The organism is Endozoicomonas numazuensis (genome assembly GCF_000722635.1).
Lineage (GTDB): Bacteria > Pseudomonadota > Gammaproteobacteria > Pseudomonadales > Endozoicomonadaceae > Endozoicomonas_A > Endozoicomonas_A numazuensis.
The window spans coordinates 594,975-615,930 of the sequence record NZ_JOKH01000002.1 but is presented as its reverse complement, the minus strand read 5'-3'; the positions used below and the strand labels follow the sequence as shown (position 1 = coordinate 615,930).

Below are 20,956 nucleotides of genomic sequence, written 5' to 3'. Positions count from 1 at the left end.
GCTGTCATCAGTAGTTACTGTGCAGTAACTCTATACGACATACTTTTAATGTTCAATGACTTGAATCATAGAAAGTTTTCTAGCTGATTGGCCAGCTTTGACGAGTGTGTATAACAGCTATTATGGCTCAAATGAACCTATTAGATATTCCGCACGATTTAAGCATACCTTTAACACCATGAATATTGCCTTTTCTTGCTAAGGAGGGAGCGATGACTTCAATCAAAGAATCTGCCCTGAGGCTGGTACTAAAAGCCAAAGACACCTTATCCAAAACTGTCCTCCAGTCTGCCTCCTCCCTCGAATCCCTCCGTAAAGAAGCCCAAACCCTAAAACAGAAACTGTCTGACTTTCAAAAGCAAGATCGCTTGCTGTCGTCTTTTCAAAAACAGACAGAAGGCGTTCGAGATGCAGGCAAAGCCTACCGGGAAGCGGAGGCTAGGGTTGAGAAGCTGGCGAGGGAGTTTCAGCAGACTGAGAAGCCTTCCCGATCCCTTCAGCGTTCCCTGGAGTCTGCGCGTAAGACTGTGGTGTCAGCCAGTCGTGCTTATCAGGCTCAGCGCCAGAAACTGGCCGGGTTGCGCAGCAGTCTGGAACAGGCGGGTCTTTCCAGTCGTAATCTTTCTGCCCAGCAGCAGCGCCTGCAAAAGGAGCTGAAAGAGACGGCCTCAGTCTTGCAAAAAGTGGATGCCAGGGCGAAAACCTCTGCTCGCTCATTTAAACGCTCTGGCTTCCGACAGTTGGCTCGAGATGCGGATCGAGCATCAGGCAGTATGGGTCGTCTGTCGCAGCGGTTAGGGGCTTTGGTAGCTGCCAGTGTTGGCTTGTATACCGTCAAACGTGCCATTCAGGGACTACTGGGGACGGGCGATCAGTTTGAACGCTTGCGAGTTCAGCTCAATGCTGTGATGGGCTCGGTGGCTGAAGGGGAGCAAGCCATTCAATGGATCAAGCAGTTCACTCGTGAGACCCCTTACCAGCTGGAGCAAGTGGCGGATGCTTTTGTTCGACTGAAGGCGTTCGGGCTTGATCCCATGGACGGCAGTATGCAGGCCATGGTGGATCAGGCTTCCAAGCTGGGTGGTGGCATGGAACGCCTGAATGGGATTTCGCTGGCAGTGGGGCAGGCCTGGGCCAAGCAGAAGCTACAGGGGGAAGAGATTCTGCAGCTGGTTGAGCGGGGTGTTCCAGTGTGGGAGCTGCTGGAAAAAGCCACGGGGAAAAATGTTCAGGAGCTGCAGAAGCTTTCCTCCGCTGGTAAGTTGGGCAGGGATACTATTGCCCTATTGATTGATGAGATTGGCAAGAGTTCGTCGGGGGCTGCCGCTGAAAATATGTCCCTGTTGTCCGGTTATGTCAGCAACCTGCAAGACAGCTGGAAGAACTTTCTGGATGAAGTCGCCCAGAGTGGTGCTCTGTCTTACGCTAAGGATCAGCTTAAAAGCATTTCAGACCAGATCAGTGTTATGTCTGAAGATGGGCGTTTGTCGAAACTGGCGCAATCCATCAGTGATGCCTTTGTGCAGATGGGTGAGGCGATCAAGGCCAACTTTACCGGGCTGACGTTTGAAGGTGTGGTGGCCAGTATTCAGTCTGCCAGCCAGCGTATTGCCTCAACCCTGGCCAGTCTCAACAATACATTCACTTTGACGGGTAATACTGTCCAGTTGTTCTTTAATGGTTTTACTCTGGCGGTGAAAGCCTTTGGCCTGGTATTCAGCCAAGTGCTCTCTTCTGTTTCGGAAGGGCTAAGCAGTCTGTTTAATACGTTTGGTGCGACAGAATCAGCTCAGAAACTCCAGTCCTTCAGTGAATCGCTGAAAGCGGTGTCTTCGGGCTTCAGGGAAGCCGTAAAAGAAGATGTGCAGGACATTAACAACAGCTGGCAGACACTGGGTGAAGCGATGCTTCAATCCAGCCAAACGATCCAGCAGGCCATCCGCAACGAGAGCCAGAAAACGACAGAGTCCATCGAGCAGGATGTGGTCAAATTGAACTCCGTCTATGTCCAATCAGCCCAGACCGCCAAAAAAGCCTTCATCGATGCCGCTGACGCCCTGAAGCAGATCAACACCGCAGAAACACGTACCGAGCTGTCTGACTTGGCTGTGCAACTCTCTCAGGCTTTTGCTGATGGCACCCTGACCCAGGAACAATACAACGAAGCCCTGGAAGCCAGTCGACAGAAGCTGGCTGAGCTGGAAGAAGGCGCAGAGTCTGCGGCTGATGCGGCTCGGTCACTGGGAGATGCGGTAGAAGAAGCGGGTGACAAGCAAGCGACAGGGGCAGCCCAGACCTCCAGCTCATTAGATGGACTGGTGGGCTTTTACAATAGCATCACCGCCGAACTCTACGGTCTGAGTGCCCAGGCAGAAGACACCTTTCTGACCATGCAGGGAGCGACTCAAATCGACACTACCGATACGCTGGGGGAGATTGGTCAGCTCAAGGCTGCACTGGCAGAAACCACAGAAGAGCTGCACCAGCTACAGACGGCTAATGTGGGCACAGATGTGACTGGTCTGGGCCGGTGGATGCAGAACACCGCCACCAATGCCGCTGCCGTAAAAGCGGAGTTCTATGAGCAAAAGATTGCTCTGGAAGAACTGGTGCAAGGTTACCAGGACGGCTCGATTTCGGCGGAGACTCTGGCCAGCCAGGGCAGGGCCGCTGCCGATTCTATGAACCTGCTCAATCAGCAAGACCTGGATCGACTGAACAGTGCCATCGAACAGGCCGAATCGAGTATGGAACGCTTGGCTGACAGCACTCGAGGTACCTTGGAAGGACTGCAGGATGAACTGGATCGTCTGCAAGGCAAGCAAGAAGACATTGACCGTCGTCGGTTTGAAGCACGGAAACAGGAACTGGAAGCACAGCTGACCATTGCCAAACAACAGGGCGATAACGAATCCATCAGCAACCTGAAAAAAGCCTTGAGCCTGAACCAGTCTATCTACGCAGAAACCAAGTCCAGACGTAAACAGCAGGAGCAGGAAGCGGCCAGGAGAGAAAGAGAAGAAAAAGCTCGTCAGGAAAACTTGCATACTCAATCCCAGCGCCAATCCACACAAGGGTCTACAGCCCGAACAAGAGCCACTCCTGATAAGGTCATTCGTCTGGAATACCCAGGTGGCCAAGTGGATATTGGCGTGAAGCCCGGTGACGAAAGGCGTCTGCTGGAAGCTCTGAAAAATGCTGGTATGAGGTCAACCTGATGACACTGGATAGCATCACACTGCCCGATGATTTGTTATGGATCAATGAGTTCGACTGGAATCCGGTGGTACAAAGCCAGGATCGTAGCCTGACCGGGGGGCTATTGATCCAGGAGCAAAGCAAAAGCTATGGCCGCCCTATCGAGCTGAGTGGCGGTGAGGACGCTGCCTGGGTCTCAAGATCAGTGGTGGTCAACCTGCTTGCATTGAGCCAGGTCGCCAATAAGGTTATGACCCTGACCCTTCCCGATTTAAGGCAATATTCAGTGATCTTTGATCGCAGTGCAGGCTCTCCCATCGAAGCACGACAGGTTCTGCCTTATGCCTACCCGGGTGACGATTATCAATACAGTTTGGTTATCAGACTACTGACCGTTGAATGATGACAGGAGATATTTAAGAGGAGCTATGGATGGCCATCAATAACGATGATGTAAAACTCTTTGAAAGCCAGCGCCTCAGTGATGAGGAAGATGGCGGAGGTCGAGCCACCGGCAGTGTGGTGATCGACGGCAATGTGAATAACCTTTTTCAGGACATCTCTCGGATTGACCGGACCATCGGCGATGTAGCCCTGAGAAAAGCCTATATCGGCATCAGTACTGATAATAACGACGCTTATCTGGGTAGCCACATTATTCTCACCGACGCACCGGATGACGACAATGTCAGTGTGCTGCTGTTCAACACCGACAGCCAGGTGGATGAGCGCAGTATCGCCCGGGATCGGATTGAAGCCTATGTGGTACCCGGCACCTCGGCCAGCTTCGAACTGTTGGGTGATCAGTTGGTGGGTCAGCGCAGCATTGTCGGTATTCAGCGTGAAGAAAAAGCCCTGCCGGAAATCGGCGAAGTCTATCGACTCCATAACAGCGATACGAGCAAGGAACAGTATGTCCGGATCACCAAAGTCGAGCACCGCATTGAAACCTTCACTTACGCCTACGGGAGTGGCAGCTATATCGACTTTGAACGTCGGCGGCTGGATATGGAAATCAGTGCGGCCCTGATTGACCGCTTTCCCGGCGGTATTGCCACACCCTCAGGTACTCTGATGCTGGTGAGTTCAGAAGGTGCCAGTGAAGCGAAAACCACTGTGCAGTCGACACAGATCGCAGATACTTCCCGCTACTACGGCATTCAAGCCACGAAAGCTGACATCAATAAGGGTGACCTGACCCTGAAGGTTAACAGCGTATATTCACCCCTGGTTCCCAGCGCAAGGGTTGAAAGCCCGGTCGTGGATCAGTACGGGGGCTACACGGCGAAGCGTATGGTGGCCACTGCCTCCAGTCAGCGAAATGTCAGCCTTTCTTTTGTGCATCTTTCCGGTAACCAGAGCCGGGTCTTTTTGCAGACCGGAGCCTTGCCGGGAAGCATAACCCTAACCCTGGAAGGTGGCACTTTTGAAGACGATAAAACCGGCCAGCTGGTACACAAAAGTGGGGCCAACAACTACAGCAATCTGACCATTGACTATGAAAGTGGTGAGCTGAATGTGTGGCGTAACAGCAGTTACTTTACCAGTACGGCCACTGCCCTATACCAGCCTGCCACTGGCATCACCGGTGCGGCCATCAGTGGAACGGTGTCCATTACTTCCCAGAACCGGGGCTTTAATTACACCTTCAATTTTGCCGAGGCCAAGCCCAAACCAGGCACTCTGGTGGTCAGTTATATCTCTCTGGGTAAGTGGCAGGATTTGAATGATCCGGGTAATGGCTTGTTGACTGGCTCCGGGTCCGGCACTATGGATTTCAGCACGGGTAGTGTAGCGGTGACCCTTGAGGGCTTGCCCGATCCCGACAGCAAGCTGGTGTTCAGTTATATCTCCCAGGCTGATGATGAAATCACTCTGCGAACCGGTTCGGTCGCTGTGGATAAGTTTTCATTCCGTCACACCACTGAGAAGTCTGGCATCAAACCCGGCAGCATCACTATTACTTATCTCAGCAACAGTGAAACCAAAACTCTGACCGACCAGGGCAATGGTCTGTTGACTGGTGATGGATCAGGCAGTGCACACTACGCCTCTGGGGAGCTGGGCTTTGTGCTGGATGCGCTGCCTGATCAGGGCACCGAGATCGAGATCCAGTATGAAGAAGGGGAAGTGGCCGGTGGCATCGTTGACGTAGCTGTAGACGGCTCTGGTTTAATGACCGGTACCATTGCTGGTGCGCCGCTATTGCCAGGATCGGTTCAGATTCAGTTTGCCGTCGAGCGGCAGAGCAATGTGCCTCAGCATGCCAACCGTAGAAAGGATGACTACACCACCTACCAGACGACCAGCCAACGCTTCAAAAGCTACAACGATGATGGCAGTGGCAACTGGCGTGGTATCACCGGCACTCTGGATTATCAAACCGGCAACTTTACTCTGCAGGCGACAGAGAACTATAACTACCCAGAGTACACGCTCAAAAAAAGCGCCTACAAATACAAGCTGATTCACACTAACACCACCAAGACAGAAGTCTTCTCTGGAAACACGGTCACCAGCCAGGCACAAAGTAACAGCCTTAGCCACCAGGCGAATACGGATACCCTCAGTGCGCCGGAACTGACCATCGACCTGCTGCCTTTGATTGAAGATCCCCTGTTGCCCGGCAGTGTCGTCCTGGAATGGGACGGTGAGCTCTACTTTGACCGGGATGGTGTCTTGTACAAAGACGTCAGCAGTCAGACCAATGCCGGTGTCTCTGTGGGCTCCCTGGATTACACCGGTGGCATAGCCACTCTCTCTGTTTATCCTTCGGGCTCGGTGAGCACAGCCAACATTCAGGCAGCTGCGACTATCTCGGGCGGCTTTAAGGTCGATGCCATCGCTTTCAGAACCCCTGGCGCACCCATCCGGGCCGGTAGCCTGCAGCTCACTGCTGTGCGTGTGGATAATGCTGAGATCATCACTGCTACAGCAGACTTCAACGGTGAGATTAATACCTCTGAAGTTCAGGGTACCATGGATACCACCACTGGCTGGTGTGAGTTGACCTTCACGGATGGCAGCTCTCCAGATAACGAGCCCATCTACGTCATCCCCCAGAGTGTGCGCTACAACTGCATTGTGGAAACCAGCCTGCCCCTGGATGCTGAACTGATCGGTCTTGATCCGGTACGTTTGCCGCCTAATGGCCAGGTGCCGATTTATCGCCCGGGCGATATTGTGGTGATCAGCCATACCCAGTCTACTGACGCCGGTACACCCACGGCAGGCCGAGTGGTCACCTTGAACCGGGATCACCAAGCCGAGATTACCGTGGAGGACAGCCAGGGTTCTGCTCTTGATCCGGCTCAATACACGACAGACCGAGCCGAAGGCAAAGTCACCTTTGCCGATCCACTGCTGCTCCAGGATGTAGAAGGCAACAGTCTGACAGCGCCGTTTACGATCAAGGACAGGGTCGAACATATGAGCGTGGCCAGTGATGTTCAGATCAATGGTGAGGTCACCATCATTGCACCCGTGCCCTGGGACTTACCGGCCAGTGAAACCCAAGTCAGCAGTGCTGTTGTTTATGGTGACTTGCAGGCCAGGGTCCATCACTTCTTCAGTCAAAAAGTCTGGGACGGAGGCAACCCCAATTGGACGGATGAACGCATCGGCGATAACACCACCGCTCAGTACAACACCGTCAACTATCCCCTGGAGGTCACCAACAAAGGAGCCATCTTCGGCAAGTGGGCCATTATTTTCACTTCTTCTACCGCTTTCCAGGTCGTGGAAGAGAAACTTGGGATTATTGATACCGCAACGACGGCTGCCGATGCCGCTCCCATTAATCCGGAAACGGGTACGCCTTACTTCTCTATCAAGGCCGAAGGATGGGGGACTGGCTGGGCTGTAGGGAATGCGATCCGGTTCAATACCGATGGCTGCTTGGCTCCTGTATGGATTTGCCGAACTGTGCTGGCTGGCCAGGGCACCGAAACCAGTGACCAGTTCACACTGCAGATTCGGGGGGATGCGGACTGATGGCGGGCATATGGTTTTCTAAAGAGAATATCCTTGGACGGCTGGAGAGTCCGGAGGTTAATGCCAATAATAATGACGGCCTTTACTCTACTAAAGACTTTTACTTTTATGCCCTGCTTCAAGTGGACTCGAGTCAGTCTGATCAGAAAATCCCTCTATTACGCACTTTTTCGAGCGGTTCTTCTCAGGGCTCAACCTATATTCTGGATATCTACATTGAGAATGGAGTCATCAAAGTATTCGGAACCCAGAACGGGGGACTGGGAGTTCGGACCTATAGTGTGAACGCTATCCCTTTTGACGCACTGTTCGAACTGGTGGTCACGATCAACCCCAGTAGAAATTCATTCCTTGAACGCACAGTGATAAAGATTAACGGAGTGACACAGTCAGTTGATACCGGCACCCTCTATCACCATAGAAATATGATGATCTTTTCTACCTGGTTCAGGGCTATTTTGGGAGGGGAAGGGACATCGTTAGGCAATGCCAAGGGGCTGTTGGTTCTGAAAGCCACGCTGATGAATCAATACAACACAACAGCCATTCCCCTTACTACCTCGGGCAGTCCCTATGTAACCTTATGGTACTGGGATTTTGAAGACAGTAACAATCCGCTGAAAATAACCACCAGTCGTCAAAGCGTCAGCAGTGAACTGATCTGGACTAATACTGACGACACCACTGTTATCTGGGTCGATACCAACAGTCCACCGACTTCAAACAATGGCGGCGGTATCATCATTCCCGGCAATGGCAACACTACCCGCATCCAGGGCACAGTAACAGAAGACGATCAACCGGTGGCTCGTCGGGTCTTCGCTATTACTCAAGCTCAGCTGGAAGTGGATGGCAGTCAGGAAATCAGGCATGCTGTTTTGAACAGTGTACTTAGCGACAGTGATAGTGGCAGTTACTCTCTGGATACGAGTCCCTATGAAAGTGCTGTGTTTGTCATGGCAGTGGACGACTACGGTGAGGTTTGGCAAGCCGATACGGTTTATGAAGTCGGTGATGTGATCCGACCGGCAAGCTTCCAGGGCTATGTCTACCTCTGTACCGTAGCCGGTACCGGCAGCAGCACAGAACCCGTCTGGTGGTTTGATGACAGCATCCAGGCCATTGGCACCGCCCAATTCAAGGCCAAGCCTTACACTCGGCCATTGGCTCATGGTCCGGTAACACCGGAAATTGTGCCGGAGAGTTAAGTGGCGTATTTCCCTCTGAGTCCAAGCAAGACAAAAGACTTCAACTTTACCCGGGAGGCTTATCAACCGGCCTCCCACTTCGAGTTTTATCCACAGCCCACCTATGCCTTTATTCCTCCGCCCACTGTCGTGAGTGCCTGCCAGAGTCAGTGGCAGACAGGAAGCTCCTACCAGATATCTGCCCGTAGTGCGTTTCAGCACTCGATGACGGTTCAGGCCCGTATTCAGCAAAGTAGTCACCAGGCGAACATTCTGGAAGCGCCTCAGCTCGGGCTGTTCTGGGGCAAGGTGCCTGAATTGGAGGAATCGGTCAGGATCAGTCACCAGCAAGCCGATGCTCGGAAGAATGAGCAACAGGGTCTCTGGCGGCAACCGCCTGCTAAAGAATTCAGCATCAGAGAAACCCAGGATCAAAGCATCCAGGCCAGGGAGCAGCTGGGCAGTGAACAGTGGCAGCAGGCCACTTACAAAGACCGACAGAACACTGAGCGCTTTGATCGCAGCGATGAGTATGGGGTTGCACATCAGATCATGGTCAGTGGCTACCAGGTGTCAGGGCCTACACTGCTGAACTTCACCTTTGCAGCCAGACGTTACTCACCCGTGACCACCCCAACGGTCTATTTCAATCTGGGCGAGCGTTCTGCCAATCGGGCTATCCAGCCCAGAGATTCACAGCAACACTCTGCCTTCAGCAGTAACCGCATCCAGGATGAGCCGGTCATTCTGTCCTGGGGGCCAGGCAGAAAAGCCAAGGACGATGGCATCAAGAGTCAGTACGGTGGCGAGATTGATGTCATTGAAAAGCCAAAACCGGAACAGCCCGAGATCAGGGAGAGCTATCTGCTTATGAATACCATCAGTGTGGTGACTTTGCCCGACAGGACACCGATAGAGATGAGCAACATGGACATCAGCCTCGACGTCGACAGCTTCAGCTGGAGCCTCAGTGGGGAACTTTGGGGGGCCAGTAGCCTGGCATTAGTGGAGTCCGATCAGGACGGCCCCAAGCAAATCGAGGTCGATATCAATGGCTGGAAATGGGTCTTCATCATTGAACGCTATACCGACACAAGAGCATTCGGCCAAGAGCAATACACGGTCTACGGAACCAGTCGTACACAACTGCTGGCAGCACCTTATGCCCCCCAGCGCAGCAAATCCAACAGCAGCAACGTCAATGCAAAACAGGCGATCACTGAAGAACTGGCCAACACTGGCTTTTCTGCGCTCTATCCCGAACTGGATGATTACAGCACACCCGACTGGATTATCCCCGGGGGCAGCTTCAGCTACCAGAGCGAAACCGCCATGACAGTAGTCACCCGACTGGCCAGCACAGCCGGTGCGGTAGTGATCCCTTCCCGGGATGCAGACCAGCTGAACATCAAGCCTCGCTATCCGGCCAGTCCGTGGCACTGGGACAGCGCCACCATGGACAAGATCATACCGGCCAGCATGGTCATCGGCCTGAGCGCCAGTTGGCGACCAGAACCGGAATACAATGCCGTCTATGTATCAGGGACTCATGCCGGTGTCGCGGTCAACGTCAAACGCCAAGGCACTGCAGGTGATCATCCTGCACCGGATATTCTGGAAGACTGGCTGACAGAAACTCAGGTAAACACTGAGCGAGGCAGGAATGAACTGGCGAAAGGTGGGCATCAAAGTATCACCACCCTGGAGATGCCACTGACAGACAGCAATACCGCACCCGGGCTGATTGAGCCTGGGCAGTTGCTTGAGGTGCAGGATGTCCCTGGTAACTGGCGAGCTCTATGTCTGTCTTCCAGCATCACTACACGACAGGGAAAAGTCAGTCAAAGTATAGAACTCGAGCGTCACTTTTAATCGGAGAACACTATGGCCACCACCAACATCTGGCAGCAGTTCAAATCACTGATTCCTGAAGGGGCAAAAACCATCGTCACCGTGACAGCCAAAAATGGCAATGGCACCAGCAAGGTGACCCTGAGAGATGGTAGTCAGATTACTGTCCAGGGGGAGACTGTGGCAGTGGGAAGCAAAGCCCTGGTCGAAGCCGGAAGCATTAAATCCGAGGTGCCGGATCTACCCTCCTATGAAGCAGAGGTTTAAAGGCACTGCCTGTGCCTTTTCAAAAGCCCAGTAACTGGTTCATGTTTAAAATCGGTAATAAAATTGCCAGCACAATCAACATGACGATCCCACCCATCACAACCAACATCAGAGGTTCGAACAGCCCTAACAGTATCGCCGTTTTATTCTCCAGCTCCTGGCTTTGGCTATGAGCAATATGCTCCAGCATCTGGTCCAGTTCGCCGGTCGACTCACCACTGGCCACCATATGTACCATCAATGGTGGAAACAGTCCGATTTCCATCATGGCTTTGTTCAGGCTGGTACCTTCACTAACATGGCTGGCCAGTTGTTCAACGGCTTGTTTCATCGCAAGGTTATTGATCACTTGCGCTGAGATGGTCAGGGCTTCCACCAATGAAACGCCTGATCGGCTTAAGATACTCAGGGTACTGGCAAAACGGGCTGTATTGGCGGTTCTGGAAAACTTACCGATCATGGGCAGCTTTAACAATGTACGATGCCAAAGCAGGTGCAGCTTTTTATTTTTCAGGGCACTTTTCCCTGCCAGAAAAAGCAGCAGGGTTATACCCAACAGAAAGGGCCAATAACTCTGGAAACTTTCGCTGGTGTGTATCAGTGCACGGGTAATCCATGGCAATGTCTGACCGCTGTCTACAAACACCTTGATGACGTCAGGCACCACATAACCTAACAAAAAGCTGATGATGGCTATGGCCGTTACCACTAGGATTAAAGGATACAGCAGTGCCTGCTGGATCTTGCGGATCGACTGCATTCGGGCTTCGGTGTAATCGGCCAGCTGGTTTAATACACGATCAAGATAACCGGAGGACTCTCCCGCTGCGACTGTGGCCCGGTACATTGGCGGGAAGATGCCAGGGAAGGCTTCCAGGCTCTGCGCCAGGGTATATCCTTCCAGCACACGGGAGCGAATGGCCAACAAAGTATTCTTGATACGTCGTTTTTCCTGCTGGGCGGCTACGGCATAGAGTGACTCCTCGACCGGCATGGCCGCCTGAATCAGAGTGGCCAGTTGTCGGGTCAGGGTGGCCAGCTCGGTGGCCGATAACCCCCGTTGAAACAAGGGTTGAGCTGACTCTGTTGATTTCTTCTGCTCGGCTACCGCTTGCACAGAGAGTGGCAACCAGTCTTTGTCCCTCAGTTGCTGTCGAATCAGCCTTGAACTGTCCGCTTCCAGCGTTCCCTTTTCCCGCTTTCCCTGTGGAGTGATGGCAATAAATTCATAGGCGGCCATGTGTGTTTATTCCCTTCCCTGACGGCTGGTATTATTGGTTGACGGTGACTCTCAGGACTTCTTCCGGTGATGTCAGTCCGCTTAGGACATTACGCTGACCATCATTCAGGATGCTGGAGGTGTGTTGATGCACATAGTCCGCAATGCGTTGCTCCCCCTGATTTTCCAGAATCATCTGTTTCAGGGTTTCATCGACAGTCACCACTTCATAAATGCCGGTTCTTCCCCTGTAGCCATTGTGGTTGCACTCTGGGCACCCAACGGCTTTGTAGAATTGCAGCTCTGGTGTAAACGGAATAGACAGCTGTTGGCATTCGGCAGGACTGGGTGGGTAGGCTTCCTTGCAATCCGGACAAAGCACCCTGACCAGACGTTGAGCAACCACACCCACAAGGCTGGAGGCCAGCAAGAAAGGCTCAACTCCCATATCCTTTAATCGGGTGAGTGCCCCAACCGCTGTATTGGTATGCAAGGTGGAGAGTACCAGGTGCCCGGTCAGGCTGGCCTGGACAGCAATCTCCGCCGTTTCCTGATCCCGGATCTCCCCCACCATGACAACATCCGGGTCTTGACGCAATATGGCCCTGAGCCCTCGGGCAAAAGTCATATCGACTTTGGTGTTGACCTGGGTCTGGCCAATGCCTTGCAACTGATATTCAATAGGGTCTTCGACGGTCAGAATATTACGACACTGGTCATTCAGTGAAGTCAGACTGGCGTAAAGCGTGGTGGTTTTACCCGATCCGGTGGGGCCGGTGACCAGAAGAATGCCATAGGGCTTTTTCAGCAGCTGCTTCAGGTCAGCCAGGGCTGTTGAAGAAATACCCAAGTGGTTCAAGTCGAGTTTACCTTTGGCTTTATCCAGTAGACGTAACACAACCCTTTCACCATTGCTGGAAGGGAGTGTCGATACACGCACATCCACTTCCTTGCCTGCCACCCTCAGTGAAATACGACCGTCCTGGGGAATGCGCTTTTCAGCAATATCCAGCTTTGCCATCACCTTGATGCGGGAAACCAGCAGGGCGGCCACTGTTCGTTGTAACCGGAGGATTTCTCGCAGTACGCCATCCACACGGATTCGCACGATCAGCAAGCTTTCAAAGGTTTCAATATGGATATCGGACGCTTCCTGTTTGAGGCTCTCGGACAGTAAGGCGTTGATCAGTCGAATGACAGGCGCATCGTCGCTTTGTTCCAGTAGATCTTCAGAGGTAGGCACCGCTTCGGCCAGACGGGTGAGGTCCAGCTCATCACTAATACCCGCAGCATCCTGCAGTGCATCAGAGGTGTCGTTTTGGTAGCAGGCTGACAAGTGTTCGGCAAACTGCTCTTCACTGACCTGTTGATAGTGCAGGGCTTCGGTACTGAAGCGCATTAACTCTGTCAAAACCGTTGGAACGGGATACTGATGAAAATAGGCCGTTGACTTGTCTTGCTCCCTGACAATAACAATGCCCTGTTTCTTGGCGAAGAAAAACGGCAGGCGTTTCGGTGGACTGTCTTGTTCATTAAGCAGAGGCGTTTCCTGAATCATGATTCGGCTCCCCAGTTCCCGATATCCGTATGGATGCCTTCGCCGCCTTCGCGGGTGTCAGCCGCCAGAGAGTACAGGTCATAAGTGCCTCGGTTACCAGGGTACAAATACAGATAAGGATTACCCCAGGGGTCCATTGGCTTTTTCTTGAGGTAGCCTTCCGGATTCCAGCGTTGGGGAATGGGTGACAGAGTAGGTTTTTTAACCAGTGCTTCCAATCCCTGGTCCGTGGACGGGTAATGGCCGTTGTCCAGGCGATACAGCTCCAGTGCCTGAGCGATGGCTTCAATATCCGAACGAGCAACAGTGACTTTAGCCTGGTCTGGTCGGCTCAGTATATTAGGGGCTACCAGTGCAGCCAGAATACCCAGAATGACAACGACCACCATAATCTCAATCAGGGTAAAGCCGTGCTGTTTCGTGTGTTGTCCAGAGTGCTTCATTGCTTGCGTCCTTGAAAGTTTTTTGTGGATGAATCATCCATAGTGGTTTTAGCTGCTGATATGAATAAACGCTTTCACCTCACCTCCGGCTTCCAGGCGATCAATACGAACCTGTTCAAATCTCAGCTGTTGATTAATTTCCAGCTCTTCCAACCATTGCAGCAAAGCAGGATAGGGTGCCTGCTCCAGCCAAACCGACAGGCCGTTACTGCCCGGTTGCACACGACTCAGTGACAGCTCAAATGATTTAGCTGATTGGGTGATCAGCGAGGGAAGATCTGAGTGCTCCTTTGCCACAGGCTCGGGCTGAACCGTGGCCTGATGAATATGGCCTGCAACCCACTGGTTCACCGTGCGTTGATGTTGGAAGTCTTGTTTTGCCGTCACCGACCATTGGCTCAGAGGCTGCCAGAGCAACAGGTAGACCATGACCGCCAGCACAAACAGGCTCAGCAGGGACAGCGCTTTCTGGTCTCGGTTTGAGAGTTGTACAAAGTGCTTTTTTAAGGCTTGAAGTACATCCGGCATCTTGAGCGAATAAGAACGTTTCATTGCTTATTCTCCTATAGTGGATGGGCGATAGTGAGACGGGCAATCACCCGGTTATCGCTCTGATTGGCACTGTCCAGTTGAGCTTTCAGGCCGGATTGTTTGAGTGTTGCCAGATACTGGTCGACACTGGCCAGGCTGTCCGTTTCCATTTCAAGTTGCAGTGTTTGTTGTGAGTGATTAAAACTGAGACTTTCCGGTTTGATCTGGCCTTGAGAGTCTGACTCATCTGTGTTGCTGAGTTTGGCCAGTAATGGCAGAAAGGCAGGCGCATTTGGTTCTATGGTCGCTGCGTTTAAACGACTCTGTAATCGTGTCTGGATATCCACTGATCCAGGGCGTACCTCGGCTGCTTCCTGTACCTGACGGTCTTGAGGGAAGCTTTGCAGGTAACGGGTAGCACTGTCTTGCCAGTATTGTTCTGCCTGATGTTGAAAATACACGCCTTCACCTAACCGAATACCGAGTTCAAGCAATAACCAACAGCCTGCCAGCATCAACAGTCGGCTTTTCAGGCGATGCTTGTTTTGATGGAAGCTGGGGTCTTTATAGTCCCCCGAGCGAAGGTTACAGAGAGTTGATGGTGAGCATGACAGAAAGCACTGGGCCAGATGGGTCAGGAGTGTTACCGGTAATGTACGACTATCTACAGGCCAGCCAAATTGCGCTAATGAACTGGCAACCTTGTTTACTGCTTCATTTTGGACATGATCCTCTATTTCCGAATGCCAGAGGGTAATAGGAGCAGTAGCTGGATATTCCTCATTTTCTTGAGCATTCAACAGGGCAAAGGGCACCGCTGTGGTGGTCATGGCCAGATAGCCGTCATCTGGCTGCTGAACCAGAGCCGCTCCCTGTTCAACCCAGATATTCAGGCCTTCATGATCCATGTCGAAAAGCTCAGACTCGGCGACAATGATTTGGGGTGAAAGTTGCTGGCTGTTCAGTAAATTCAGCAGTGGCTTCATGTCTGCATGGCGGATACTGGATACCTTGAGACCTATGTCGTTGCCCTGTTGATCGTGAACCGACTGGGCAAAATGCAGCTGCTTAAGCTCATCGGTCAAACCGTCTTCCATTAAATAAGGCAGAGCAGAATCCAAATGCTTGTGTTGCTTTTTATTCACTCGTTTGCGTTGATGATTAACCAGTCTGCCCGTGAGAAAAATAATCACTTCCAGGTTGGATGATGCATTGATCTCGAGCTCATCGAGCTGGGCTCGAAGTGAAGTGATTTCGGAAATAGACACCGAGTGAGAGGGCGTGCCCTCTGAAAACAGCTGCCACTGAATTTGAGTGTGCTCATGCAGTGGATACTGATCCGGAGGAATGCGGATAAACAACGGTTGATTCATAAGGCCGATACTCCCTGTGACCAGACTGGATTCATGGGTGAGCCAACTTCCCTGTGAGTGATAAACACCTCGCCCCGGTCACTGACTTGAAACCATGAGCGCATTTCATACTCGGTGTCTCTGAAGCGTGCCTTGATGCGTGCGCTGAAGTGTTGGCTGTAAAACGTCAGAGGAGCCGCTTGCAGATCGTTGGCTTGAGGTTTGAGTGAAGGAATGTTCAGCAAGGCTTCCATACTGTCAATGCCCTGGGTCTGTCGTTGTTGAATAATGTCATCAACCTGGGCTGTAGACAGCTGGTTGGACAAGGCCAATAAAACGTCTCTGGGGGCCGTATTAATATTGATTCGGGTGGTATCGGGTAGTGCCGATAACTCCGGCATAACTGAATGACTACTCTGGTTGAACCATCCTTGGATAAGACGCAACTCCGAAAGGGAAGTCATTGTCGTATTGGCCGTCCGGTAAGCCGGTGAAGCCAGTAGATAGGTGTTGTCTTCCGCGCCCTGAGAGGAAACCTCCCGGTCGCTGTCCACCCAGTCCTGAACCCGATACGCCAGATTCGGGTCCATAGAATGATTAACCAGCAGGTTCTGAAAGATACGCAACGACTGAACCGCCAGAGTATTCTGGGCTGCCAGATTATTCATATTCAGCAGACCCTGTTCATCTTGAACGGAAATTTCGACCGAGCCCTGTTCCAGTTCAAAGGCGACGGCTGTCAGGTTCCAGGCTTCTGCCAAAGCGTCGACCCGTCGCTGCTTTTTCAGATCGTCCTGAGCGTTGGCTTCCAGAACCGTCGCCAGATATTGTTCCACCCCCAAGGCGTAAAGACGGGCCTGGGAGCGTTCCAGGTAATGACTGCTGTGCCGGGTCTGGTTCATCAAACCGATGATCATCTGTGAAGCCATGACCGTGATCACCGAAAACAGCAACAGCACGTAGACCAGAGCAATACCTTGTTGACGGGCTAACATCAGGTCGACTCCTGTACAGGCAGTGTTCCGGATGTAACAGCAAAGGTCATGATTTGAGTTCGCTGGTCCTGAAAGGTTAGGGCCATTTCAACGGCTCTTAAGGCCGCTTGTCCCGCATGATCCGATGACCACTGTTGATGCCATTGCTGCTGTTGATCCAGAAAACGCAGGCTGACCTGACTGACCCCAGTCATCAGCACCTGGTTTTTTACCTGGGCACTGGGCGCCCTGTCCAACCACTGCCAATAAAGCCGGTGCAGCTCCCCATTTACTAATTGATAGGCGACACGTTGCATTGAACTGCGGGGTTGGTTCAGAGGGTTTTGCCAGCCTGCCCGGGTAAACTCCACCAGATAATCGGATTGAGGCATGCTGATCAGAGCCGGTTGACGTTCACCGTAAGCATCACGGATGGCTCGGGGTGACAGCTGACTGAAGTCGTTCTCCAGAATCAGTCGAGCTTTTTGCCCCTGGGCCATCTGAGACAATACATGCTCAGTCGCCTGATGGCTCTGGCTGACAGAGACCAGGAGTCGATAGGCCGCACCACTGATCAGTGAAAAAATAAACAGGGCGATCAGCAACTCAATCAAGGTGAAGCCTTGGGGTTTCATGATCTTGACTCCTTGATACTGGCTTCCTTGATAAAGGTGGTCAGAGAAGACAGGGGCGGTTCATTCTCGGCAGGCGCTTCGTTGGCAAACACATCCACCTTGATTCGATAAAAGCCTGCCATGGAAGTGGCTGCCCATCGTTCCCGCACAGACCATTGCCTGTCCTGATAACTTTCCATATAACTCGTTTCGCCTGGACTGACTTTCAGTGGAATAGCCAGCTTCTGGTTCAGGATATTTTCAGCCAGTTCAGTGGCCAGAATCTTTTCGTGCAGATAGCGAGCGGAGCGGGTGCTGTTGCCTTCTGAAACCAGTAGTAAACCGGCTGCTGCGGAAAAGATGGCCAGAGCCACCATTACCTCAACCAGAGTAAACCCTTCTGCTTTATTGAATCGCAACATCATTCAAACCATCCGTGGTCAGCACCGCAGTTTGAGAACGGTCAGCATTGGAGAGTGAAAGACGAAAAGGCGTCATCTGATAATCCGGGAAGATGACGGCTGTGACTGCAGGTTCTGGCTGGCTTGTTGCGATACTGGAAAAATCCTGCTCAAACGTCGTCTGCCAAGCTTCAGGTAAGGTGACCGACTGAAACTCGGCTTCCTCCCAGACTTCCCAGCGAGCATCATCCTGGTTCCAGCGGAGCCAGTGATAACCATCCGGCTTCAGAACCCAGCCATAGGTCTGGTTCTGGAAGAAGGCTTTGTCTCGTACGGACTTGAACAAAATTTCGAGGCGCTCAGCTTGCTGCACCGCAGCAGGGGACTGATTCATTCTGGGAGCCAGAGTGACCAGGCTGGCTATCACACCCAAAACCAGTAAAACCACCATCAGTTCAATGAAAGTGAATCCAGACTGTGCGGGTTTATGGGATGAAACAACAGCCATAACCTTTACCCTGAGCGACTGTCTTGAATAAACGACGTGGGTGCTTCAGGTTTGAGTGCCTCCACATCCGGCAAGATCAGGTAGTCACCCTCCTGTGCTTCACCCCCTTGCAGCTTTTTACCAAACTGTCGCTGTGCTTCCTGGATAAAACGATACCGCCCTTGGGAAATGCTGGTTGCCACATCAAAGTTTTTCATGATCTTGGGTTTTACAAACAGCATCAGATTGCGCTTGCGGGTGGTGTTGCGGTCTGCCGTAAACAGTCGTCCCAGCCAGGGAATATCACCCAGCAAGGGGACTTTGCTGGTATTCTTGACCACCTCATCGGTGATCAAGCCGCCCAGTACCAGGACATCCCCATCCCGGATCAGGACGCTGGTTTCAATGGAACGGGTGTCCGTCACCACATCAGCCGCCTGGGTCTGAGTATTGATGCTGGAAATTTCCTGAAGAATCTTCAAGGTGATGGCGTCACCGCCATTGATCTGGGGCGTGATGGCCAGTTTGGTACCGACATCTTTGCGTTCAATGGTCTGGAAGGGGTTGTCACCGGTCCCGGAACCGCCGGTGGTGCCGGTAATAAAAGGCACGTTCTGGCCCACGACGATTTTGGCCTCCTCATTGTCCAGAGTCACCAGGGTGGGCGTAGAGAGAATATTAAAGGCGTCGTCCGTCGCCATCGCTTTGACCAGGGCATTCAGCGAGCCCTTGTTATAAAAACCCAGGCTTAACCCGGTGCCGAAGCTCCCTTCAGAGAACTGACCAAAACTGTCCGAACCGTCAAAAGAAAAACGGGTGCCTGCTACAACGCCAGAACTGTCTCTGGCGGAGTCGGAGGTGGACCATTGCACCCCCAGCTCCAACGCACTCTCGTCCTTAACTTCAACAATAATGGCTTCCACCAACACCTGGGCGCGACGGATGTCCAGCTTTTTGATCACATCCAGCATGGTGCTCATCAGCGTTTGTGGTGCGGTGAGAATCAGGGCATTGGTCGTCTCACCGGGTTCAATAGAAACCCTGGCATTACTGATGCTGATATCCGTTGAACCTCGTTTGATGTTCTCCACCATCGCTTTCAGTATGCCTGCCACTTCCTTGGCCTTGAGGTAGTGCAGATAAATCACTTGAGTATTGCCATTGCTGTCAGCAGGGCGATCCATGGTATCGATGATCTGGCGGATCTTCTTTCGTTCCGTCGCAGCAGCGGAGACCAGCAGGCTGTTGGTGCGCTCATCAATGGCCAGCTGATAGCTTTGTGCCGCATTATCCTGCCCCTGAGTAGGCCAGATCGCCTGAATCATCCTGGCTACCTCCTGGGCACTGGCGAATTTGAGCTCAACGACATCAATCGTGCGTTCACTGGCCTGGTCAATGCGTTCAACAATACCCAGCAGCTTGACGATATTGGCAGCACGGTCAGCAATGATCAGCGCGTTGCTGTCAGGATGAGTGACCAGATAACTGGACTGGGGCAACAAAGGTCGCAGCAAAGCCTGCAATTTATTGACGGCAATATGATTGGGTTTGATGATCTGGATGACCAGCTCATCGGTATTACGCACGTTGCTATCCACAACGGGCAAGGCATTCTGTCGTGCTAACGATTCTGGAACAATCTTAATCAGGCCGTTGTTATCCACAGCGGCAAAACCGTGTACTTGAAGGACGGACAAAAGCGCCTGATAAGCTTCGTCGGGTGACATGCTGTCATTAGAAATGACCGAGACCTTGCCCTTGACTCGGGGGTCTACGATGACGTTGCGACCTGAGGCCTCCGCCACCCAGCGGATCAAATCCTGGATTTCGCCATTCTTGATGTTGATACGGATATTCGAGTCAGGTTCATTGGGAGAGGGGTTGCCCGATGCAACAGCAAAAAAACTCTGCATGATCAGCAGACTGAAAAAAAATGACTGCACCAGAAACAGCCGGACACTGGCAATCCTTTGATCCACAGCTTAATGTTCCTTTGCTTGTATTTATTATTGGTTAGGAATGGTAATTCAGTTGACCGGTTCTTTTCAACTGAACGACAAATTTCAAATGTAAATGTGTTGATTATCTCATTATAAAAGACAGAAAATGTTTATCATTTGTAATAAGATGTTTTTGACGTATGCTTTTAGTCGTTTAAAAAAGCAAATAAAAATACAATGTAGGAATGAAGGCGGTATCTGAGTCAGATATTGCTGCGTCATGGGATGATGTCTTTAGCTATTACTCAAAATACAGGCTGGCGAATCAAGCCGGTCTGGCTATTCCCCGTCATTCTGCTGTCTGGTTTGCTGGCCAGTCTGGCTTATCAACTCCATGCAGACTGGGTTTTGGTTAATCATGATGCAGATTGGGTTGTGCCCGTGGCTTTGGTTTCGGATGAATTAACCTTAGATGAATCGTTGCCTCTGGCTGAGCTGGATACACAGTTTTTTGGTGTGTATCAATCACCTGAGGCCCTTGAGGTCGTTCAGGTATTACCAGGTGTTACTCCGGTTACCACATTCTCATACACTCTTGAGGCCATCTATTTTTCAACGCAACGGAACCTGTCTGCCATCTCTATCAGCAGCGGCCAGGGTAATGACTTGTTTCGAGAAGCTGATGAGTTGGCTTCAGGGGTGATTATTAAGAGGATCGATCAGGACAAAGTCATTCTGAGTCGTAACGGTCAACTGGAGCAATTGTTGCTCAATCCGGATCAATATCAACCCGTCCTGGACAAGCCAGTCATTCTTCGGCCTGGGCAACCCAAACAAAACGCCCAAACAAAAACAGTCGGTGACGCTGAAAACGATCTGCAAACACGTTTGAAACAATTACGAGAACGCCTGAAAAAGACGACAGGTTGATACAAAAGTCT

The 20,956-nt window shown here is 51.9% G+C and carries 17 protein-coding genes; 7 read left to right on the top strand and 10 right to left on the bottom strand.

Annotation, left to right across the window (positions count from 1 at the left end; all coding sequences use genetic code 11):
• The first annotated feature begins 212 nt into the window (after positions 1 to 212).
• Genes GZ78_RS27370 through GZ78_RS10000 form a run of 6 tightly spaced genes read left to right on the top strand, consistent with a single transcriptional unit; the run spans position 213 to position 10,496 of the window.
• Positions 213 to 3,218, top strand: coding sequence for a tape measure protein (locus tag GZ78_RS27370; RefSeq protein WP_051786022.1), 3,006 nt, complete (start codon positions 213 to 215; stop codon positions 3,216 to 3,218).
• On the top strand, positions 3,218 to 3,601 hold the full coding sequence (locus GZ78_RS10020; protein WP_034835140.1) for a hypothetical protein: 384 nt from the start codon (positions 3,218 to 3,220) through the stop codon (positions 3,599 to 3,601). Before GZ78_RS27370 ends, GZ78_RS10020 begins: the two co-directional genes overlap by 1 nt.
• Before the next feature lie 29 nt (positions 3,602 to 3,630).
• A complete protein-coding gene (locus GZ78_RS10015) occupies positions 3,631 to 7,191 on the top strand; it encodes a hypothetical protein (protein WP_034835138.1) in 3,561 nt (1,186 codons plus the stop codon).
• Positions 7,191 to 8,399 carry a hypothetical protein gene (locus tag GZ78_RS10010; protein ID WP_034835137.1) on the top strand — a complete coding sequence of 403 codons (1,209 nt, stop codon included), beginning with the start codon at positions 7,191 to 7,193 and terminating at the stop codon, positions 8,397 to 8,399. The genes GZ78_RS10015 and GZ78_RS10010 overlap by 1 nt, the downstream gene beginning before the upstream one ends.
• Positions 8,400 to 10,250 (top strand): hypothetical protein, encoded by a 1,851-nt coding sequence (locus tag GZ78_RS10005; protein ID WP_051786021.1) that lies wholly within the window; start codon positions 8,400 to 8,402, stop codon positions 10,248 to 10,250.
• A gap of 12 nt (positions 10,251 to 10,262) precedes the next feature.
• On the top strand, positions 10,263 to 10,496 hold the full coding sequence (locus tag GZ78_RS10000; RefSeq protein WP_034835134.1) for a hypothetical protein: 234 nt from the start codon (positions 10,263 to 10,265) through the stop codon (positions 10,494 to 10,496).
• 19 nt (positions 10,497 to 10,515) lie between these two features.
• On the opposite strand, the gene gspF is transcribed toward GZ78_RS10000, so the two are convergent.
• The 10 genes from gspF to gspD are packed head-to-tail and all read right to left on the bottom strand — an operon-like array spanning position 10,516 to position 20,054.
• Positions 10,516 to 11,736, bottom strand: coding sequence for a type II secretion system inner membrane protein GspF (gene gspF / locus GZ78_RS09995; protein WP_034835133.1), 1,221 nt, complete (start codon positions 11,734 to 11,736; stop codon positions 10,516 to 10,518).
• Between the two features lie 31 nt (positions 11,737 to 11,767).
• Positions 11,768 to 13,273: a type II secretion system ATPase GspE gene (gene gspE, locus GZ78_RS09990; protein WP_034835130.1), complete on the bottom strand. Its 1,506-nt coding sequence runs from the start codon at positions 13,271 to 13,273 to the stop codon at positions 11,768 to 11,770.
• A complete protein-coding gene (gspG, locus tag GZ78_RS09985) occupies positions 13,270 to 13,716 on the bottom strand; it encodes a type II secretion system major pseudopilin GspG (RefSeq protein WP_034835129.1) in 447 nt (148 codons plus the stop codon). Before gspG ends, gspE begins: the two co-directional genes overlap by 4 nt.
• 48 nt (positions 13,717 to 13,764) lie before the next feature.
• Complete coding sequence (gene gspM, locus GZ78_RS27365) at positions 13,765 to 14,268, bottom strand: type II secretion system protein GspM (protein ID WP_081869776.1); 504 nt, start codon at positions 14,266 to 14,268, stop codon at positions 13,765 to 13,767.
• Positions 14,269 to 14,279: 11 nt separating this feature from the next.
• Positions 14,280 to 15,620: a type II secretion system protein GspL gene (gspL, locus tag GZ78_RS09975; RefSeq protein ID WP_034835128.1), complete on the bottom strand. Its 1,341-nt coding sequence runs from the start codon at positions 15,618 to 15,620 to the stop codon at positions 14,280 to 14,282.
• Positions 15,617 to 16,594, bottom strand: a complete 978-nt coding sequence (gspK, locus tag GZ78_RS09970; protein ID WP_034835127.1) for a type II secretion system minor pseudopilin GspK — start codon at positions 16,592 to 16,594, stop codon at positions 15,617 to 15,619. The genes gspL and gspK overlap by 4 nt, the downstream gene beginning before the upstream one ends.
• Complete coding sequence (gspJ, locus tag GZ78_RS09965) at positions 16,594 to 17,208, bottom strand: type II secretion system minor pseudopilin GspJ (protein WP_051786019.1); 615 nt, start codon at positions 17,206 to 17,208, stop codon at positions 16,594 to 16,596. Before gspJ ends, gspK begins: the two co-directional genes overlap by 1 nt.
• Entirely contained in the window at positions 17,205 to 17,612 is a 408-nt protein-coding gene (gene gspI, locus GZ78_RS27360) for a type II secretion system minor pseudopilin GspI (protein WP_081869775.1), read from the bottom strand. Before gspI ends, gspJ begins: the two co-directional genes overlap by 4 nt.
• Positions 17,593 to 18,096, bottom strand: coding sequence for a type II secretion system minor pseudopilin GspH (gspH, locus tag GZ78_RS09955; protein WP_034835126.1), 504 nt, complete (start codon positions 18,094 to 18,096; stop codon positions 17,593 to 17,595). Before gspH ends, gspI begins: the two co-directional genes overlap by 20 nt.
• A gap of 5 nt (positions 18,097 to 18,101) precedes the next feature.
• Positions 18,102 to 20,054 (bottom strand): type II secretion system secretin GspD, encoded by a 1,953-nt coding sequence (gspD, locus tag GZ78_RS09950; RefSeq protein ID WP_051786017.1) that lies wholly within the window; start codon positions 20,052 to 20,054, stop codon positions 18,102 to 18,104.
• 246 nt (positions 20,055 to 20,300) lie between these two features.
• Here gspD and GZ78_RS09945 point away from each other — a divergent pair, with 246 nt between their 5' ends.
• The gene (locus GZ78_RS09945; RefSeq protein WP_081869774.1) at positions 20,301 to 20,945 is read left to right on the top strand and encodes a type II secretion system protein N; all 645 of its coding nucleotides are present in this window, start codon (positions 20,301 to 20,303) and stop codon (positions 20,943 to 20,945) included.
• Positions 20,946 to 20,956: the final 11 nt, after the last annotated feature.

Excerpts from the sequence above, each read along its gene's own strand:
- GZ78_RS27370 (WP_051786022.1), top strand. The coding sequence starts at position 213 with ATGACTTCAATCAAAGAATCTGCCCTGAGGCTGGTACTAAAAGCCAAA.
- GZ78_RS10020 (WP_034835140.1), top strand. The coding sequence starts at position 3,218 with ATGACACTGGATAGCATCACACTGCCCGATGATTTGTTATGGATCAAT.
- GZ78_RS10015 (WP_034835138.1), top strand. The coding sequence starts at position 3,631 with ATGGCCATCAATAACGATGATGTAAAACTCTTTGAAAGCCAGCGCCTC.
- GZ78_RS10010 (WP_034835137.1), top strand. The coding sequence starts at position 7,191 with ATGGCGGGCATATGGTTTTCTAAAGAGAATATCCTTGGACGGCTGGAG.
- GZ78_RS10000 (WP_034835134.1), top strand. The coding sequence starts at position 10,263 with ATGGCCACCACCAACATCTGGCAGCAGTTCAAATCACTGATTCCTGAA.
- gspF (WP_034835133.1), bottom strand. The coding sequence starts at position 11,736 with ATGGCCGCCTATGAATTTATTGCCATCACTCCACAGGGAAAGCGGGAA.
- gspE (WP_034835130.1), bottom strand. The coding sequence starts at position 13,273 with ATGATTCAGGAAACGCCTCTGCTTAATGAACAAGACAGTCCACCGAAA.
- gspG (WP_034835129.1), bottom strand. The coding sequence starts at position 13,716 with ATGAAGCACTCTGGACAACACACGAAACAGCACGGCTTTACCCTGATT.
- gspM (WP_081869776.1), bottom strand. The coding sequence starts at position 14,268 with ATGAAACGTTCTTATTCGCTCAAGATGCCGGATGTACTTCAAGCCTTA.
- gspL (WP_034835128.1), bottom strand. The coding sequence starts at position 15,620 with ATGAATCAACCGTTGTTTATCCGCATTCCTCCGGATCAGTATCCACTG.
- gspK (WP_034835127.1), bottom strand. The coding sequence starts at position 16,594 with ATGTTAGCCCGTCAACAAGGTATTGCTCTGGTCTACGTGCTGTTGCTG.
- gspJ (WP_051786019.1), bottom strand. The coding sequence starts at position 17,208 with ATGAAACCCCAAGGCTTCACCTTGATTGAGTTGCTGATCGCCCTGTTT.
- gspI (WP_081869775.1), bottom strand. The coding sequence starts at position 17,612 with ATGATGTTGCGATTCAATAAAGCAGAAGGGTTTACTCTGGTTGAGGTA.
- gspH (WP_034835126.1), bottom strand. The coding sequence starts at position 18,096 with ATGGCTGTTGTTTCATCCCATAAACCCGCACAGTCTGGATTCACTTTC.
- GZ78_RS09945 (WP_081869774.1), top strand. The coding sequence starts at position 20,301 with ATGATGTCTTTAGCTATTACTCAAAATACAGGCTGGCGAATCAAGCCG.